Annotated in this window: 16 protein-coding genes; 7 read left to right on the forward strand and 9 right to left on the reverse strand. The window is 57.7% G+C overall.

All coding sequences use genetic code 11. The features are described from left to right. A complete protein-coding gene (aspS, locus tag CWM61_RS04100; protein ID WP_061154091.1) occupies window positions 1-1,788 on the reverse strand; it encodes an aspartate--tRNA ligase in 1,788 nt (595 codons plus the stop codon). 267 nt (window positions 1,789-2,055) lie between these two features. On the opposite strand from aspS, the gene CWM61_RS04105 reads away from it, so the two are divergent. From CWM61_RS04105 to cmoB, 5 genes are read left to right on the forward strand one after another with little or no spacing between them, the layout of a single operon-like run. Next, window positions 2,056-2,622 (forward strand): hydrolase, encoded by a 567-nt coding sequence (locus tag CWM61_RS04105; protein WP_100630728.1) that lies wholly within the window; start codon window positions 2,056-2,058, stop codon window positions 2,620-2,622. Continuing rightward, window positions 2,619-3,437 carry a DUF72 domain-containing protein gene (locus CWM61_RS04110; RefSeq protein ID WP_100630729.1) on the forward strand — a complete coding sequence of 273 codons (819 nt, stop codon included), beginning with the start codon at window positions 2,619-2,621 and terminating at the stop codon, window positions 3,435-3,437. The genes CWM61_RS04105 and CWM61_RS04110 overlap by 4 nt, the downstream gene beginning before the upstream one ends. 52 nt (window positions 3,438-3,489) lie before the next feature. Next, on the forward strand, window positions 3,490-3,885 hold the full coding sequence (locus tag CWM61_RS04115; protein WP_008804243.1) for an MAPEG family protein: 396 nt from the start codon (window positions 3,490-3,492) through the stop codon (window positions 3,883-3,885). Window positions 3,886-3,924: 39 nt separating this feature from the next. Further along, on the forward strand, window positions 3,925-4,668 hold the full coding sequence (cmoA, locus tag CWM61_RS04120; protein ID WP_100630730.1) for a carboxy-S-adenosyl-L-methionine synthase CmoA: 744 nt from the start codon (window positions 3,925-3,927) through the stop codon (window positions 4,666-4,668). Further along, window positions 4,665-5,669: a tRNA 5-methoxyuridine(34)/uridine 5-oxyacetic acid(34) synthase CmoB gene (gene cmoB, locus CWM61_RS04125; protein WP_100630731.1), complete on the forward strand. Its 1,005-nt coding sequence runs from the start codon at window positions 4,665-4,667 to the stop codon at window positions 5,667-5,669. Before cmoA ends, cmoB begins: the two co-directional genes overlap by 4 nt. Before the next feature lie 81 nt (window positions 5,670-5,750). Here the strand turns inward: cmoB and cutC are convergent, their stop codons facing one another. Both cutC and CWM61_RS04135 read right to left on the reverse strand, forming a co-directional pair. Continuing rightward, complete coding sequence (gene cutC, locus CWM61_RS04130; RefSeq protein WP_074385445.1) at window positions 5,751-6,494, reverse strand: copper homeostasis protein CutC; 744 nt, start codon at window positions 6,492-6,494, stop codon at window positions 5,751-5,753. Between the two features lie 76 nt (window positions 6,495-6,570). After that, window positions 6,571-7,140 (reverse strand): VOC family protein, encoded by a 570-nt coding sequence (locus tag CWM61_RS04135; RefSeq protein WP_008804239.1) that lies wholly within the window; start codon window positions 7,138-7,140, stop codon window positions 6,571-6,573. A gap of 235 nt (window positions 7,141-7,375) precedes the next feature. Here CWM61_RS04135 and argS point away from each other — a divergent pair, with 235 nt between their 5' ends. Continuing rightward, window positions 7,376-9,109: an arginine--tRNA ligase gene (gene argS, locus CWM61_RS04140; RefSeq protein ID WP_100630732.1), complete on the forward strand. Its 1,734-nt coding sequence runs from the start codon at window positions 7,376-7,378 to the stop codon at window positions 9,107-9,109. 61 nt (window positions 9,110-9,170) lie between these two features. Here argS and CWM61_RS04145 read toward each other — a convergent pair whose 3' ends face one another. Beyond that, entirely contained in the window at window positions 9,171-10,310 is a 1,140-nt protein-coding gene (locus CWM61_RS04145; RefSeq protein WP_061154084.1) for a glycoside hydrolase family 105 protein, read from the reverse strand. A gap of 4 nt (window positions 10,311-10,314) precedes the next feature. Beyond that, on the reverse strand, window positions 10,315-11,898 hold the full coding sequence (locus CWM61_RS04150) for an MFS transporter (RefSeq protein WP_100630733.1): 1,584 nt from the start codon (window positions 11,896-11,898) through the stop codon (window positions 10,315-10,317). Window positions 11,899-12,250: 352 nt separating this feature from the next. On the opposite strand from CWM61_RS04150, the gene uspC reads away from it, so the two are divergent. Then, window positions 12,251-12,679: a universal stress protein UspC gene (uspC, locus tag CWM61_RS04155; RefSeq protein ID WP_100630734.1), complete on the forward strand. Its 429-nt coding sequence runs from the start codon at window positions 12,251-12,253 to the stop codon at window positions 12,677-12,679. Window positions 12,680-12,702: 23 nt separating this feature from the next. Here the strand turns inward: uspC and otsA are convergent, their stop codons facing one another. The 4 genes from otsA to araG all read right to left on the reverse strand — a co-directional run bounded on the left by otsA (window position 12,703) and on the right by araG (window position 17,561). Continuing rightward, a complete protein-coding gene (gene otsA, locus CWM61_RS04160) occupies window positions 12,703-14,127 on the reverse strand; it encodes an alpha,alpha-trehalose-phosphate synthase (protein WP_100630735.1) in 1,425 nt (474 codons plus the stop codon). Continuing rightward, complete coding sequence (gene otsB, locus CWM61_RS04165; RefSeq protein ID WP_061154081.1) at window positions 14,102-14,890, reverse strand: trehalose-phosphatase; 789 nt, start codon at window positions 14,888-14,890, stop codon at window positions 14,102-14,104. The genes otsA and otsB overlap by 26 nt, the downstream gene beginning before the upstream one ends. A gap of 161 nt (window positions 14,891-15,051) precedes the next feature. Next, a complete protein-coding gene (gene araH, locus CWM61_RS04170; protein WP_004203438.1) occupies window positions 15,052-16,032 on the reverse strand; it encodes an L-arabinose ABC transporter permease AraH in 981 nt (326 codons plus the stop codon). 14 nt (window positions 16,033-16,046) lie between these two features. Continuing rightward, window positions 16,047-17,561 (reverse strand): L-arabinose ABC transporter ATP-binding protein AraG, encoded by a 1,515-nt coding sequence (gene araG / locus CWM61_RS04175; RefSeq protein ID WP_074385443.1) that lies wholly within the window; start codon window positions 17,559-17,561, stop codon window positions 16,047-16,049. Between the last annotated feature and the right edge of the window lies 1 nt (window position 17,562).

The raw sequence follows: 17,562 nt of genomic DNA on the forward strand, positions 1-17,562 counted from the left end.
TTACTTGTTCTCCAGAGACGCTTTTGTCTCTTTCTCCACAACCTGAATACCCAGTTCACCAAGTGAGGCAGGATTCGCGAAGCTTGGCGCTTCGGTCATCAGACAGGCCGCCGCGGTGGTTTTCGGGAAGGCGATAACGTCGCGGATGTTATCGGTACCGGTCAGCAGCATAGTCAGGCGGTCAAGACCGAACGCCAGGCCCGCATGCGGCGGCGTACCGTATTTCAGCGCATCCAGAAGGAAGCCGAATTTTTCACGCTGCTCTTGCTCGTTAATGCCCAGGATGCCAAATACAGTTTGCTGCATGTCGCCGCGGTGGATACGCACAGAACCGCCGCCGACTTCATACCCATTAATGACCATATCGTAGGCGTTGGCTACAGCCTCTTCCGGCGCGGCTTTCAGCTCGTCCGCCGTCATATCTTTTGGCGAGGTGAACGGATGGTGCATCGCCGTCAGGCCGCCTTCGCCGTCGTCTTCGAACATCGGGAAGTCGATCACCCACAGCGGCGCCCATTTGCTTTCGTCAGTCAGGCTCAGGTCTTTACCGAGCTTCAGACGCAGCGCGCCCAGCGCGTCAGCCACCACTTTCTTGTTGTCGGCGCCGAAGAAGATCATATCGCCGTCCTGCGCGCCGGTGCGCTCGAGGATGGCTTCCACGATCTCAGCGGTCAGGAACTTCGCCACCGGGCTGTTGATCCCGTCCATGCCTTTCGCACGCTCGGTCACTTTAATATAGGCCAGCCCCTTCGCGCCGTAGATCTTCACAAAGTTGCCGTATTCGTCAATCAGCTTGCGGGTCAGAGAGGCACCGCCCGGGACGCGCAGCGCCGCCACACGTCCTTTCGGATCGTTGGCCGGGCCGGCAAAGACCGCGAACTCCACGGACTTCAGCAGGTCGGCGACGTCCACCAGCTCCATCGGGTTACGCAGATCTGGTTTATCGGAGCCGTAACGACGTTCGGCTTCGGCGAAGGTCATGATCGGGAAATCGCCCAGGTCGACGCCTTTAATTTCCAGCCACAGCTGACGCACCATCGCTTCCATGATCTCACGCACCTGCGGCGCGGTCATAAAGGAGGTTTCCACGTCGATCTGGGTAAATTCAGGCTGACGGTCGGCACGCAGGTCTTCATCGCGGAAGCATTTAACGATCTGATAATAGCGATCGAACCCGGACATCATCAGCAGCTGTTTGAACAGCTGCGGGGACTGCGGCAGCGCGTAGAATTTGCCTTTATGCACGCGGGAAGGCACGAGGTAATCGCGAGCGCCTTCCGGGGTGGCTTTAGTCAACATCGGGGTTTCGATGTCGAGGAAGCCATGGTCATCCATAAAGCGACGCACAAAGCTGGTGATTTTCGCGCGGGTTTTCAGACGCTGCGCCATTTCCGGACGACGCAGGTCGAGGTAGCGGTATTTCAGACGCGCTTCTTCGGTGTTGACGTGATTGGAGTCCAGCGGCAGCGATTCTGAGCGGTTAATGATCGTCAGATCGGAGGCCAGCACTTCGATGGCGCCGGTGGCCATGTCCGCGTTGATGTTTTTCTCTTCACGCGCGCGGACGGTGCCAGTGACCTGAATGCAGAACTCATTACGCAGTTCAGAGGCTAATTTCAACGCATCCGCACGATCCGGGTCGAAAAACACCTGAACGATGCCTTCGCGGTCGCGCATGTCGATAAAAATGAGGCTACCGAGATCGCGACGGCGGTTGACCCAACCACACAGAGTCACCTGCTGCCCAACGTGGGACTGTCGAAGCTGTCCGCAATATTCTGTACGCATGAGATATCCCTTAACTTAGCCGTCGGCGGATTGTCGTCTGCCCTGCAGGCGACGAGGTCGCAGCTTTAGCTGATGTCACAACTGAATGAAAAAAGGCGGCTATTATACTGGAAATTCTGTCGTTCGATAAGTCCGACGCACGATGTACGCTGCTTTGCTGCGCGCTTAACGTCTACACTCACATAAATTAACAATATTTGTTACCCTTTTGCAGAAGCCGCGCAGGTATTGTAGCCGCCTGACAACAGAACAAGATACGGGGATACCATGTTAGAACTCAATGCAAAAAAAACGGCGCTGGTGGTGATCGATCTGCAGGAAGGCATTCTGCCTTTCGCCGGCGGACCACATCGGGCTGACGAGGTGGTGGCGCGTGCCGCTCGCCTGGCAGACCAGTGTCGACAACAGGGTTCACCGGTCATCATGGTCCGCGTCGGCTGGTCGGCCGATTTCGCTGAAGCGCTGAAACAGCCTGTCGACGCTCAGGCCGGGGCGCATACGCTGCCTGAAAACTGGTGGACCTACCCGGCCACGCTCGGTAAGCAGGAGAGCGATATCGAAGTGACCAAACGCCAGTGGGGCGCGTTCTATGGCACCGACCTTGAGCTTCAGCTGCGCCGCCGCGGTATCGACACCATTATTCTCTGCGGCATCTCCACCAATATCGGCGTCGAATCCACCGCCCGCAACGCCTGGGAGCTGGGTTTTAACCTGGTCATCGCTGAAGATGCCTGCAGCGCCGCCTCCGCCGAGCAGCATCAGGGCAGCATGACGCATATTTTCCCGCGCATCGGTCGGGTGCGCAGCACCGAGGAGATCCTCGCCGCGCTATGATTTATATTGGGCTTCCCCAGTGGTCGCACCCGAAATGGGTGCGCCTTGGCATCACCAGCCTTGAAGAGTACGCCCGCCACTTTAACTGCGTGGAGGGCAACACTACCCTGTATGCGCTGCCGAAGCCGGAGATAGTCACCCGCTGGTATGAACAGACCCACGATGACTTCCGCTTCTGCTTCAAATTCCCGGCCACCATCTCGCACCAGGCCGCCCTGCGTCATTGCGACGAGTTAAGCAGTGAATTTTTTGCCCGCCTGGCGCCGCTGGCCTCGCGCATCGGCCAGTACTGGCTGCAGCTGCCGGCGACCTTCGGTCCTCGCGATCTCCCCGCGTTATGGCAATTTCTCGACGGGCTGCCGACGGATTTCACCTACGGCGTCGAGGTTCGTCACCCCGAATTCTTCGCCAAAGGCGAAGCGGAACAGCAGCTCAATCGAGGGCTGCACGAGCGCAACGTTAACCGCGTGATCCTCGACAGCCGCCCGGTCCACAGCGCCGCGGCCACCAGCCCGGCAATGATCGACGCGCAGAAAAAGAAACCCAAAGTGCCGGTACATGCGGTGATGACCGCCCGGCAGCCGATGGTGCGCTTTATCGGCGGTGACGACATGGCCCACAACCGGGAACTGTTTCGCGTCTGGCTGCAGACCCTGCCGAAGTGGCATCAGTCTGGCACCCCGTGGCTGTTCCTGCATACCCCTGACATTGCTTACGCGCCAACACTGGTGGATACGCTGTGGAGCGATCTGCACACCGCCCTGCCGGCGGCAGGAAATGCGCCGTCGATTCCGCAGCAATCCTCCCTTTTCTGATATCCTGCTATCATAATCGGAGCCATCTGCCAGAGTTAAAGGGAGTTTTCGTATGGTCAGCGCGCTGTATGCCGTTTTAGGTGCGTTATTGTTAGTGAAGTTTTCTTTCGACGTGGTGCGTTTACGCACCCAGTACCATGTGGGCTACGGTGACGGCGGCTTTAGCGAGCTGCAGGTTGCCATCCGCGTTCACGGTAATGCCGTCGAATATGTGCCGATTGGCCTCATTTTGCTGCTATTTATGGAGATGAATGGCGCCCAGACCTGGATGGTGCACGTTTGCGGCATTTTATTGATTGTCGGGCGACTGATGCACTCCTGGGGTTTTCATCACCGCGTCTACCACTGGCGCCGCTCCGGCATGAGCGCGACCTGGTGCGCGTTGTTGCTGATGGTGCTGGCCAATCTCTGGTATATGCCCTGGGAGTTGGTTTTCTCCCTCCGTTAGCGCACAATACGCCGTTTTCGTTTTTTCGGGTTTAACGTTATGTCTCACCGCGATACGCTTTTTTCCGCGCCGATTGCCAGCCTCGGCGACTGGACCTTTGATGAACGGGTTGCTGAAGTCTTCCCCGATATGATCCAGCGTTCTGTGCCCGGCTATTCCAATATCATCTCGATGATCGGCATGCTGGCCGAGCGCTTCGTTCAGCCCAACACCCAGGTTTACGATCTTGGCTGTTCGCTGGGCGCCGCCACCCTTTCCGTGCGCCGCAGTATTAGCCATCCAGGATGTCGCATTATCGCCATCGATAACTCCCCGGCGATGGTGGAACGCTGCCGCCGTCATATTGACGCCTATAAAGCCCCGACGCCGGTCGAGGTGATTGAAGGGGATATCCGTGCGGTGGCCATTGAAAACGCCTCGCTGGTTATCCTGAACTTTACCATTCAGTTCCTCGAGCCAGGCGATCGCCAGGCGATCCTGAATAAAGTCTATCAGGGGCTCAACCCCGGCGGCGCGCTGGTGCTCTCGGAGAAATTCAGCTTCGAAGACGCCCACGTCGGCGAGCTGCTGTTCAATATGCATCATGATTTTAAACGCGCGAACGGCTACAGCGAGCTGGAGATCAGCCAGAAACGCAGCATGCTGGAAAACGTGATGCTGACGGACTCCGTGGAAACCCATAAAGCCCGCCTGCGTCAGGCTGGGTTTGAACATGCCGAACTATGGTTCCAGTGCTTTAACTTTGGCTCGCTGGTGGCAGTAAAATCCGGGGAGCAGGCATGATCGACTTCAGTAATTTCTATCAGCTGATCGCCAAAAGCCCGCTGTCTCACTGGCTGGAAACCTTGCCAGCTCAGGTAGCCGCCTGGCAGCGCGAAGCCCTGCACGGCAAGTTTCGCGAATGGGAGCGTGCCGTTGAGTTTCTCCCTGAATTAACGCCCTGGCGTCTGGACCTCCTGCACAGCGTCACCGCCGAGAGCGAAACGCCGCTTAGCGAAGGCCATCAGCTGCGGGTAGAAAATCTGCTAAAAAACCTGATGCCATGGCGCAAAGGGCCTTATTCGCTGTACGGCATTAACATTGATACCGAATGGCGCTCTGACTGGAAGTGGGAGCGTGTCCTGCCGCACCTGTCCGATCTCACCGGGCGGACTATCCTCGATGTGGGCTGCGGCAGCGGCTATCACATGTGGCGAATGATCGGCGCCGGCGCACATCTGGCGGTCGGCATCGATCCCACCCAGCTGTTCCTGTGCCAGTTTGAAGCGGTCCGTAAGCTGCTCGGTAACGATCAGCGGGCGCATCTGCTGCCGCTGGGTATCGAACAGCTGCCGGCGCTGGAAGCTTTTGACACCGTGTTCTCGATGGGCGTGCTTTACCATCGCCGCTCGCCGCTGGACCACCTGTGGCAGTTGAAAGATCAGCTAGCGCCGGGAGGCGAGCTGGTGCTGGAGACGCTGGTGGTCGAAGGGGATGAAAATACGGTGCTGGTTCCGGGCGAACGCTATGCGCAGATGCGCAACGTCTATTTTATCCCCTCGGCGGCGGCCCTGAAAATGTGGCTGGAGAAGTGCGGGTTTATCGATGTGCGCATCGTCGATGCCTGCGTCACCTCGACTGAGGAGCAGCGGCGCACCGAATGGATGACCAGTGAATCACTGGCCGATTTCCTCGACCCGCAGGATCAGCGCAAAACCGTGGAAGGCTATCCGGCTCCGCTGCGCGCGGTGATTATCGCCACCAAACCGGAAACGCAGCAGTCGCTGGCGAAAAAAGCGAGATAAAAAAAGGCCCCTGTTTAATGGGCAGGGGCCTGGTACGGGCAATCATCATATTGGGCGACATGATGTGCAGCAAAAAACCGTTTAACTTCTCCAGGCGGAGATAATCCTTTTCATCTCCGCCACCGCTTCGCCATTAACGGCGTAGCGCCTGTATTCGTCCGCATCAGGATCGGCTGACATCGAAACGCCTGGATGACGAAAGCGCATTTCCGATGGCAACCACTGGCCTGCAGAGCTATGAACCTCTTTCACCCCCGCCTGCAGAAACAGCGGCAGGTTCGCGGCGCGGACTCCCGCACCGGCCATAATGATTGGAGTATCCCCTGCGGCAATAAGTTCCGTAATTAATGAAATACCTTTCTCCGCTGAGGGTTGCTGACCGGAAGTCAGGATACGTTTAATCCCCAGCTCACCCAGTGTATTCCAGGCCTGACGCGGGTCGGCACACAGATCGAACGCGCGATGAAAGGTCACCGCCAGCGGCCCGGCCGCGGCCATTATTTTTTTCATCCGCGGAATATCCACATGGCCATCAGCATCCAGCACACCGGTCACCAGACCAGGGAACCCCAGCTCACGTACCATCTGAACATCGGCAAGCATCGAGGCGAACTCCGCCTCGGTGTAGCAGAAATCGCCACCGCGGGGGCGAATAATCGGATGCACCGGAATGGTCATCGCCTCGTGGACCGAGACCAGCACCCCATAAGAGGGCGTTAATCCCCCTTCCTGCGGCGCGGCGCAGAGCTCGATGCGATCGGCACCGCAGCGCTCAGCCTCCCGGGCGCACGCCGCGCTATAGCAACAGACTTCCAGTACCGCCATTTCCCTCTCCCTGATCCAGACCATCCTTCAAGCATGTCACGATTTCGCGCCACAGACGCCGCGCCGCTTCACACTGTTATGTATCAGCTTGCTCGCTGGCGACGATTTGTTCAATAGACCACGGATGAAATTTCACCGTCACGCTACCGTCGGTCACCGCCAGAGTGGGGTTCGGCAGACGCTCATGCTGCCCTTTCGGCGAACTGGTTTTGACGACGATCCCCGGCTGGCTGAGTCCGTCATCGGCCAGCAGCGCCAGAGCACGGGCATTTAAGGTTGCCGGATCGCCAGGCAGGACAATTTCAATATGCTCCCAGCCTTCATGGGGATAACGCTTTTCACCCGGCCACGGCAGCTCAATGATATGGAAGCGCCAGTGCGCCACGCAGACCGGCTCCGCCAGTTTGAACAGGCAAATGGGCCGGCCGTTGATCATATTCTCCGACAGCAGGGTTCCGCACTGTTCCAGACCGCGGCGCCAGCGTTCCGCCGTGGTATTCTGATGACAGCGCAGGGAGATATGGTCGGCATCAAGTCCGGCTATCTCCAGCCCCAGTCGCGCAGTGAAGCGCTGAAGCGCATCGGAAAATCGCGGGAGATCAGCCGTAATATCGGCCAGTTGTTCAATTTGCTGCCAGTTTGCCATGGGTTTACTCGTCAATGATGCTCGTCAGTAATGAAAAGGTAATTTACCGTGTTTCGGCCTGCGGACCAACCGCCGCCCTGCTGACGGGCAACCGAACGGCGATGGATTGCGCACGCCGCCGCGCCGCGCGCAATGCTGACGGACGGGGACAAATGCAGTATACTCCCGCCCTAATTTGTCCACATTATGGCGCCGCCTCCCTCGGGGGCAGGCGCATTACACGTAAGGTATTCCGGTGAATATTCAGGCTCTTCTCTCAGAAAAAGTCAGCCAGGCCCTGATCGCGGCAGGCGCGCCTGCCGATTGCGAACCTCAGGTCCGCCAGTCAGCAAAAGTTCAGTTCGGTGACTATCAGGCCAACGGCGTGATGGCTGTCGCCAAAAAACTGGGCATGGCGCCGCGACAACTTGCAGAGCAGGTACTGTCTCATCTTGACCTCAACGGCATTGCCAATAAGGTTGAAATCGCCGGGCCGGGCTTTATCAATATTTTCCTCGATCCCGCGTTTCTGGCGGACAACGTCAACCGCGCGCTGCAGTCTGAGCGCCTGGGCGTCACGAAACCGCAGGCGCAGACTATCGTCGTCGACTACTCGGCCCCCAACGTGGCGAAAGAGATGCACGTCGGCCATCTGCGTTCGACCATCATTGGTGATGCTTCAGTCCGTACCCTGGAGTTCCTGGGTCATAAGGTGATCCGCGCCAACCACGTCGGCGACTGGGGCACCCAGTTTGGCATGCTGATCGCGTATCTGGAAAAACAGCAGCAGGAAAACGCCGGTGAAATGGCCCTGGCCGACCTCGAAGGTTTCTATCGCGAAGCGAAAAAGCACTACGATGAAGACGAAGCCTTTGCCGAGCGCGCACGTAGCTACGTGGTTAAACTGCAGGGCGGCGATCAGTACTTCCTGCAGATGTGGCGTAAGCTGGTCGACATCACCATGTCGCAAAACCAAATCACCTACGATCGCCTGAATGTGACGCTGACCCGCGATGACGTGATGGGTGAAAGCCTGTATAACCCGATGCTGCCGGGGATCGTCGCCGATCTGAAAGCCAAAGGGCTGGCCGTCGAGAGCGAAGGCGCCACCGTGGTGTTCCTTGATGAGTACAAAAACAAGGAAGGCGAACCGATGGGCGTCATCATCCAGAAAAAGGATGGCGGCTACCTCTATACCACCACCGATATCGCCTGCGCGAAGTATCGCTATGAAACGCTGCACGCCGACCGCGTGCTCTATTACATCGACTCCCGTCAGCACCAGCACCTGATGCAGGCGTGGACCATCGTGCGTAAAGCAGGCTACGTGCCGGACTCTGTGCCGCTGGAGCACCATATGTTCGGTATGATGCTGGGGAAAGACGGCAAGCCGTTTAAAACCCGCGCCGGCGGTACCGTGAAGCTGGCCGATCTGCTGGACGAAGCGCTGGAGCGCGCCCGTCGCCTGGTCGCGGAGAAGAACCCGGACATGTCGGCTGACGAGCTGGAAAATCTGGCGAAAGTGGTCGGTATCGGCGCGGTGAAATATGCCGATCTGTCGAAAAACCGCACCACCGATTACGTTTTTGACTGGGATAATATGCTGGCGTTCGAAGGCAACACCGCGCCGTATATGCAGTATGCCTATACCCGCGTGCTCTCCGTCTTCCGTAAAGCCGGCATCGACGAAAACGCGATGAACGATGCGCCGGTGGTCATCGCCGAAGATCGCGAAGCCCAGTTGGCCGCGCGCCTGCTGCAGTTTGAAGAGACCCTCTCCGTGGTCGCTCGCGAAGGGACGCCGCACGTGATGTGCGCCTACCTGTACGATCTGGCGGGGCTGTTCTCCGGCTTCTACGAGCACTGCCCGATCCTCAGCGCGGAAAGCGAGGAGATCCGCAACAGCCGCCTGAAGCTGGCGCTGCTGACAGCGAAAACCCTCAAGCTGGGTCTCGATACTCTGGGTATCGAAACCGTAGAGCGTATGTAACCAGTAACCCGGCGAAAGCCGGGTTAGTTTTATTCGGCGCCCCGCCAGCGGGGCGCTCTGCTCAGAAATATTTACGCAGATACTCGGTCAGACAAAGGATCGCCATCGCCTGGCCATAGGGCATCGAGGTAAGCGGGATCTGGCGATAAAAATCAAGGTCTGACCCCATTCCGGTGCCAAACGAGGTCTGCAGCAACTCCCCCTGCGGCGAAATATTCTGCACAATCCCGCGAATCGCTTTTTCAGCCACCCCGGCATAGTGCTGCCCGACGTAACGCTTGCGCACCGCTTTGAGAATGCCGTAGGCAAAGCCGGCGGTCGCGGAGGCCTCAAGATAAGAGTGCGGATCGTCCAGCAGGGTATGCCACAGGCCGCTGTCGTCCTGGCATTTTGCTAAGGCGGCAATCTGTGCGTCGAGTACCGTCATCAGATAACGCCGTACCGCGTTCCCCTCGGGGAGATCCACCAGCTCCAGAAAATCCGGGATCACCATGGTGAGCCAGCTGTTGCCCCGCGCCCAGCGCGCTCGGGCAAAGTTGTGCCGCCCCTCATAGCTCCAGCCGTGAAACCACAGCCCGGTCTCCCGGTCCATCAGGTTCTGCACATGGAGCAGGAACTGATAGGTCGCCTCCTCCACATACTGCGGGCGATTAAGCAGCTTGCCAATTTTGGCTAACGGCAACACGGTCATCATCAGCGTGTCATCCCACATTTGCTGATGGTTCTCCTCCGCCAGGGTCATGTGCTGCATGCCGCCCTGCTCCGTTCGCGGCATCTCATGCATCGCCCACTCCGCCCAGCTCTCGAGCCACGGCAGATATGCCATACGGCCGGTCTCTTCAAAGCGGTAAGCCAGGGTCAGAAACGGGGCCATCGTATTGACGTTTTTGGTCGTTGCCCCCTCGGCGAAGCGGTCGGCAAACCAGCGATCGATGATATCGCACATCTCGATATCGCCGGTTTGCTGGTAATACTGATAGATGCCGTACAGCCCAACGCCGTGGGTCCACTCCCAGCCGGCCCAGCCTTTGGTATCGATCACGCGCCCGTCATCCAGGCGCAGTAAAAATTGCCCGCTCTCATCCTTAATATTCACCAGGTTTTGCGTCACGTTGCGGATCAGTGCCTGCAGTTCGCTGCGGGCGATAAAACGCTCAGGCTGACACAGTAATGGGCTATGTTTGACCGGCCAAACTTTCATGTTGTTAACCTCGGGTGTATGTCGAATTCAAAGCGCCGCCCTGGGTGAGCCCCGGGGCAGCAGGTTTATGACGATTCAGATAGCCAATATTGTTATTGCCCCACAGGCAGTCGTAAGGCATCCCCGCCAGCATCTCGACCACCGCGCGGTGTTCCGCACGGGTCTGTTCCGGCTGGGCACAGCCGAGATCGCGCATTCTGAGGGTTTCACTGCGCAGGATGCTATGGGTGTGCAGGTTGAGCTTGAAGCGTAGCGAGACGAGGAAGCCGCAGGCTAACACCACCAGGGTGCCGACGCTGAGGATCAGTAAAATGGTATGGCTCACGCCTGGCGGTTGTATTTTTTGCCCGGAAACAAACCCCGACAGTTGCATGATGATGCCCACCAGCATGACCGCCCCCGCCTGCGAGGCTTTGCGAGTCAGCGTCATGATGCCGGCAAAAATCCCTTCGCGGCGCTGGCCGGTGATCGCCTCGTCGACGTCGGCAATATAGGTATAGGTATTCCACGGCACGTAATTAATCCCGCCGCGTCCCAGTCCGGCGACAGCAGAGATGAGCAGCAATAAGGAATAGACGTCGCTCAGTCCGGCGTAATAGAGCAGCGCATACGAGAGCGAGCTCAGGCCAAACAGGACCACCACCATGCGGTAGGACGGCGCGGGGCCAAAGCGAATGCACAGCGGGATCATGGCGATCACCGCGATAAACTGGAAGATGGCCATCGTCCCCAGCAGATTCGAGGCGACAGAGGCTTCCTGCATCAGGACAAAGACCACGTAATAGGTAAACACGGCATTGAAGACGTCCTGGGCGATATAGCCCCCCAGATACATGCCGAGGTGCTGGCGGAAAATTTTTATCCGCAGCGTGGAGCTTAGCTCAATCACCAGGCGATTGAGGCTCTGGGCGAGGGTTAAGTTTTGTTTTTCCGCTTCCGCCCGCAGCGCCGCCTCTGACCACGCCTCACGCGGCCGTTCCCACGTGAAGCACCAGACGAAGGTCAGCATCACCGCGCACAGGATCGAGAACACCAGACTGGCATAAAAGAATGAACTGGCATTGTCTTTACCGAGCCAGGTGAGGAGGATCCCCGGCAGAAAGGAGGCTAAAATCGCCGACATTTGCGCCATCGAGATGCGTGCGCCGGAAAATTTGGTTTTCTGTTTAAAATCATCGGTCATCTCCGGCACCAGCGTTTCGTAGGGCACCAGAATCATGGTGTAAACCATATCAAACAGCAGATAGGTGACGAGGTAGTACCAGAAGCCCATCTCGCCGACCCACATCGCTGAATAGCTGAATACGCACGGGATACCGAGCAGAATAAAGAATTTTCTGCGGCCGAAGCGCTTGCCGAGCCAGGTGGTGCCGAAGTTATCGGTGAGAAAGCCCATCAGCGGGCTCACCACCGCATCCAGCACGCGGGCAGAAGCAAATATAAGCGTGGCCTCTATTGGGGAGAGTCCGCAGAAGGTGGTGTAAAAGTAGAGCAGCCATGCGGCGGTTAGCGCCGTCGTGCCGGCGCCGAGGAAATCGCCCGCGCCGTAGGCCAGGTAGTTAGCCAGTCCAATTTTTCGTGTTTTCATCGCCGTGATCCTGTGTCTTTTATTAAAAGAACGCCGACAATCGTTCCGGATTTGCCACCGGAAGGGAGTGGGTACCTGGCTACACTAAAAGCAGTGAAACGACGTTACCTTTGTGTTTTTGCCACGGAACAACCGCCGGTGGCAAAAGGACAAAGAGACGATGCCTCCACTTCACTCATTTATAAAACAGCATTTCTTTTAAATAAAAAGATGGGTTCATTTATGTGATCTTGTGGAGAAAACACGGACTGGCGAAGAGCGTCGCAAATCACGGGAGCAGCCCTTGCGCCGCTGGGGAAACAGGAGTAAAGAATGGAAGAAAGGGTTATTCCGCGTATCTCAAGGAGGCCTGATGCCTTATACACATCTGCTGGTTGCCGTCGCGCCAACGCCGGAGAGTCAGATATTAATTAAAAAAGCGGTGTCGATTGCCCGCCCCGTTAACGCGAAAGTGAGCTTTATCACCTTCGCCACGGACCCGGAGATGTATAACCAGTTCGCCGCACCGATGATGGAAAATCTGCGTGAGCTGATGCAGGAAGAAACGCGGGAGTTTCTCAATGAGCTGGCACGTCAGGCGGACTACCCGATAGAAAAAATGACCATCGCCTGCGGCGAACTGGGTCACCATGTCAAAGACTTTTGCCAGTCGCACAAGGTCGATCTGGTGATCTGCGGCAATCACAACCACTCGCTTTTCTCGCGCGCCACCTGCTCGGCGAAAAATATCGTCGGCAGTAGCGGCGTCGATGTCCTGCTGGTTTCCCTTGAAAAGGGCTAACGCCGGTTAGCCCTTTTCCTGAACTAGGCCAGTTTAGGGAAGGTGGCTATCTTCCCCCGCAGGCGGCTCTCCTCGCTGCGCGGCGAAATATGCTGCAGATCGTCGACAAAGCGCGCCTGCCAGTTATGAATATCATTCTCTCTGATCACCTCCAGCATCGCCGAATGACGGGCGATACGTTCCGCCAGCGGCATGCTGAGAGCACGATCCAGCGCGGTGGCCACCTCATCGCGATCGTAAGGGTTGACGATCAGCGCGCTGGTCAGCTCCTGCGCCGCCCCGGCAAACTGCGACAGGACCAGCACCCCGGGGTTATCCGGATCCTGCGCCGCGACATACTCTTTCGCCACCAGGTTCATGCCATCACGCAGCGGCGTCACCAGCCCGACGTCAGAGTAGCGGAAGACCTTCATCAGCAGCTTACGGTCAAAATGCTGGTTCAGGTAGTAGAGCGGGGTCCAGCCAAGCTGGCCAAACTGGCCATTGATGCGTCCGGATGCCGTTTCCAGCTGGTGACGGATATCCTGATAGGCCTGCACATCGCCACGGGAAGTGGGCGCAATCTGGGTATAACGGATCTTGCCATGATGCTGAGGGTACTTCTCAAGCAGCGTCTCATAGGCAAGGAATCGCTCCGGCAATCCTTTCGAGTAGTCAAGGCGCTCCACGGAGAAAATATTCTTCACATTTTTCAGCTCATTCTTCAGCTGGGCCAGCTTCGGCGGCAGCGGGCCTTTGGCGTTGCGCGTAATTTCGTCCGGATCGATCCCAATCGGATAAACCTCGGTACTGAACGCCTTACCCCATGCCTGATAGCGTTTGTCCCCGAGATCGGAGAGTCGGGTCTGCATGGCAATGCTGTCAAGAAAGGCGGTTCTGTCGCTTTCGGTCTGGAAGCCCAGCAGATCGTAATCGCACAGTTGCTCCAGCAGCTCGGCATGTGGCGGTAGCGCGTTAAAAATCTCCGGCGTCGGGAATGGAATATGCAAAAAGAAGCCGATCCGGTTGTTCACTCCGCGCTTACGCAGTTCACTGGCGAAAGGCAGCAGATGGTAATCATGGATCCACAGCGTATCGTCTGGCTCGATCAGCGGCAGAAGCTTGTCCGCCAACATCGCGTTAACCCGCAGATACCCCTCCCAGGCTTCGCGCTGGAAGCTGACCAGGTCAAGACGATAGTGGAAGGCCGGCCACAGCACGGCGTTGGAAAACTGGTTGTAATATTCATCATGGTCCCGTTCATTCAGGTTGAACGACGCCCAGGAGATATTTCCGCGGGAGACCTGCTTCAGCGGCTGCTGGTCATCGCCAATTTCGCCGCTCCAGCCAAACCACAGACCCCCCGCCGCTTTCAGTGCCCCCAGGATGCCGACGGCCAGACCGCCAGCACTCGATTTTTTATCGTCCGGTAAGGCGATACGGTTAGAGACTACGACTAAACGACTCATGGTCATCCCTCCTTTCGATTTGCGCGTCATACGCCAGATGTTGCACCCACGTCCTTACAGCGGCGGCATCCGCCAACCGCCAGTGCGCCTGAGTTTCCCCTGCGCCGACTTTTACCGACATCCCCTGCAGTTGATTAACCACGCTGAATCCCGCCTCGTCGGTCAAATCATCGCCGACAAAAACCGGTTCGCGACCGGCAAACGGCGCCTCCTGCATGAAGGCGCTGATCGCCTCCCCTTTGTTCACTCCGCGGGGTTTAATCTCCACCACGCACTTGCCCAGCTGCAGTGCCAGCAGCGGGTAGCGCTGAACGATGCGCTGAGCCAGCTCCAGCACCGCGCTCTGCTGCTGCGGAGCCTGACGGTAGTGCAGCGCGAAGGCCATCTCTTTACTCTCCAGCTCGCAGCCGGGAAGCGCCTGCAGCGCCGAGGTCAGTTCAGCCGCGATTTCATCGCGCAGCGCCGACGGCAGAGATACGATATAGGTTTTACCATTGATATCACGGCGTTCTGCCCCGTGAACACCGGCCAGCGGTAGCCGCCAGGGATGGGTTAGCGCGTCAAGTTCAGCCATTGAGCGCCCTGAAATCAATGCCACCGCCCCACCCTGCTGCTGGGCCAGCGCGTTGAGCGCCTGCAGCGTGTTGTCGGGTATCACCACCTGATCGGGGTGCGGTTGGATATCGGCAAGAGTACCGTCGAGGTCAAAGAAAAAAGCGTAGTTTCCGGTTAGCGCAGGCGGTACAGATATCTGGTTATCCACCCTGTTTCCTCCTTATCATGGCCAGCCGAAGCTGGTTGTTAATTATATGTTAGCCATGTAAGTATAGACAGTGTGACCAACCTCGCCATTTTTGATAATTACCGCCAGCGAAACGGGCGCTGGCGGTAATTACTCTGTAGACTTAAAAGTTCGGCCTAAAATCAGGCCGCACGTTTGGCTTTTTGTTTGTAGCGGTCAAAGATCACCGCCGCCAGCAGGATCACACCGCGCACGACGTATTGTGAGAATGGCGAGATGTTCAGCAGGTTCATCGCGTTCTCCACGGTCCCGAGGATCAGGATCCCGGCGACCACGTAGGAGATCTTGCCGATCCCGCCCTTCAGCGATACCCCGCCCAGCACGCAGGCTGAAATAACAATCAGCTCATAGCCAATCGAGGTCATCGGCTGGCCGCTGGTCATCCGCGACGCCAGAATGATCCCCGCGGCGGCCGATACCAGACCGGAGAGAACAAAGATAATAATCTTGGTGCGCACCACCGGGACCCCGGCCAGGCGCGCCGCCTCTTCATTGCCGCCAATAGCCAGCGTATTACGACCAAAGGTGGTTTTGTTTAGTAATAATCCGAAAACCACCAGGCAGGCGACCGTCAGCCAGATTGGCGCCGGCAGACCAAACCAGTTGGCATAGCCGAGGGTGAAGAAACGCTCATCTTCGATCCCCACCGCTTTACCGTCGGAGATAATGTAGGCCAGGCCCCGGACGATTTGCATCGTCGCGAGGGTGGTGATCAGGGCGTTAATCTTCAGGCGCGCAATGACAAAGCCGTTGACCAGGCCACTGACCGCGCCCAGCAGCAGGCCGGCGGCAATCCCCAGCCACAGGCTTTCGCTGAGATTAATCACCACCGCGGTGGTCACCCCGGCGCAGGCGATAACCGACGCCACCGACAGGTCAAAATCGCCGGAGGCCAGGCAGAAGAGCATGCCGCAAGCCACCATCCCGGACATCGAGATCGCCAGCCCCAGCCCCTTCATATTGACGAATGAGGCAAAGTTGGGCACAAAAATAACGCAGCCGATAAACAGCACAGCAAACACCACCAGCATGCCAAACTGATCCCAAATGCGGGCAAAGCTAAAGGCAGAGCGGGTAGCGCCGGACGTAGTCACTGATGACATCATTTACTCCTTACTCAGGCGACAGCCTGACTCACTTTTGGCATCGCAAGGCTTAACGCCTGCTGTTCATTGGCTTCTTCATGCAGCAGTTCGCCGGCGATTTGTCCTTCGCGCATCACCACGATGCGGTCAGCGACGCCCAGCACTTCCGGCAGGTCGCTGGAGGCAAACACCACGGCAACACCTGAGGCGGCGAGGCCATATATCACGTTGTAAATTTCATGTTTGGCGCCGACGTCGATGCCGCGGGTGGGCTCATCGAGCAGGATCACCTTCATCTCTTCCGACAGCCAGCGGCCAAGGATCGCTTTCTGCTGGTTACCGCCAGACAGGTTCATGATCAGCTGTTCCGGGCCCGGCGTTTTAATGTTCAGCGACTGGATATGCTGATCGGCGTTGTCCGCCTCCCAGGCGTTGTTGATCAGGCAGCCAGCGTGAATATGCTTGCGCCGGGCGCTGATATTGATGTTGTCGCGCACGGAGTGAACCGGAATAATCCCCTCCGCCTTGCGATCTTCCGGGCACAGCATCATGCCGGCCCGAATGGCCTGGGCCGGTTTACGAATGTCGACGGGCTGGCCATCGATATACACCTGACCGCCGGTGATCCGCGTCCCGCCAAATAAGCCTTTCATCAGTTCGCTGCGACCGGCGCCCACCAGCCCGAACAGGCCGACAATTTCACCACTGCGTACCGAGAGGCTGACCGGCGTACGCACGCCCGGCGCTTTGACCTCCTCCAGGCGCAGCCGCTCTTCGCCATAGGGGCGAGGCTTCCAGCCGTAAATATCCCCCAGATTGCGTCCCACCATTGCCTGGACCAGCGCGTCATGACTGACGCTCGGCATATCGTCAAAGGTGCAAACATAGCGGCCATCCTTAAAGACGGTGATGGCATCGCTGAGGGCGAAAATTTCTTCCATCCGGTGCGAAACATAGATGATGACCCGCCCCTCCTCCCGCAGTTCGCGGATAACGCGAAACAGGTTGTCTATCTCGCGGGCGGAGAGCGAACTGGTCGGTTCATCGAACGCGATGATCTTGGCGTTGCGCGCCAGCGCTTTGGCAATCTCCACCATCTGCCACTGGCCAATGGAGAGATATTTCAGCGGCGTCTCCGGGTCGATATCCAGCCCCAGATGCTCCAGCTGCAGGCGGGCCTCATAATTGAGCAACGATCGGTTGACGATACCGCCTCTGTGCGGCAGCTGGCCAAGATAGATATTTTCGGCGACGGTCATCTCCGGGATCAGATGCAGCTCCTGGTAGATAATCGCCACGCCAGCGTTCAGCGCCGCCATGGTATTGCTGAACGCCATCTGCTGGCCGCCGATCTGCAGGTGACCGGCGGTCGGGATGTAGTTACCGCTGAGAATTTTCAGCAGCGTCGATTTGCCTGCGCCATTTTCGCCCATCAGCGCGTGGATCTGTCCTGGGTAGCAGTCAAAACTGATATCGGACAAGGCCTTTACGCCAGGGAACGTCATGGTGATGCCGCGAAATGAGAGATAAGGGGTAGACTGTTGCATA

The sequence above is a fragment of the Klebsiella sp. K-Nf6 genome, from assembly GCF_002806655.1.
Taxonomy (GTDB): Bacteria; Pseudomonadota; Gammaproteobacteria; order Enterobacterales; family Enterobacteriaceae; genus Klebsiella; species Klebsiella variicola.

Bases quoted from the DNA above. Each gene is read 5' to 3' on its own strand.
- aspS (WP_061154091.1), bottom strand. From the start codon at position 1,788: ATGCGTACAGAATATTGCGGACAGCTTCGACAGTCCCACGTTGGGCAG.
- CWM61_RS04105 (WP_100630728.1), top strand. From the start codon at position 2,056: ATGTTAGAACTCAATGCAAAAAAAACGGCGCTGGTGGTGATCGATCTG.
- CWM61_RS04110 (WP_100630729.1), top strand. From the start codon at position 2,619: ATGATTTATATTGGGCTTCCCCAGTGGTCGCACCCGAAATGGGTGCGC.
- CWM61_RS04115 (WP_008804243.1), top strand. From the start codon at position 3,490: ATGGTCAGCGCGCTGTATGCCGTTTTAGGTGCGTTATTGTTAGTGAAG.
- cmoA (WP_100630730.1), top strand. From the start codon at position 3,925: ATGTCTCACCGCGATACGCTTTTTTCCGCGCCGATTGCCAGCCTCGGC.
- cmoB (WP_100630731.1), top strand. From the start codon at position 4,665: ATGATCGACTTCAGTAATTTCTATCAGCTGATCGCCAAAAGCCCGCTG.
- cutC (WP_074385445.1), bottom strand. From the start codon at position 6,494: ATGGCGGTACTGGAAGTCTGTTGCTATAGCGCGGCGTGCGCCCGGGAG.
- CWM61_RS04135 (WP_008804239.1), bottom strand. From the start codon at position 7,140: ATGGCAAACTGGCAGCAAATTGAACAACTGGCCGATATTACGGCTGAT.
- CWM61_RS04145 (WP_061154084.1), bottom strand. From the start codon at position 10,310: ATGAAAGTTTGGCCGGTCAAACATAGCCCATTACTGTGTCAGCCTGAG.
- CWM61_RS04150 (WP_100630733.1), bottom strand. From the start codon at position 11,898: ATGAAAACACGAAAAATTGGACTGGCTAACTACCTGGCCTACGGCGCG.
- uspC (WP_100630734.1), top strand. From the start codon at position 12,251: ATGCCTTATACACATCTGCTGGTTGCCGTCGCGCCAACGCCGGAGAGT.
- otsA (WP_100630735.1), bottom strand. From the start codon at position 14,127: ATGAGTCGTTTAGTCGTAGTCTCTAACCGTATCGCCTTACCGGACGAT.
- araH (WP_004203438.1), bottom strand. From the start codon at position 16,032: ATGTCATCAGTGACTACGTCCGGCGCTACCCGCTCTGCCTTTAGCTTT.
- araG (WP_074385443.1), bottom strand. From the start codon at position 17,561: ATGCAACAGTCTACCCCTTATCTCTCATTTCGCGGCATCACCATGACG.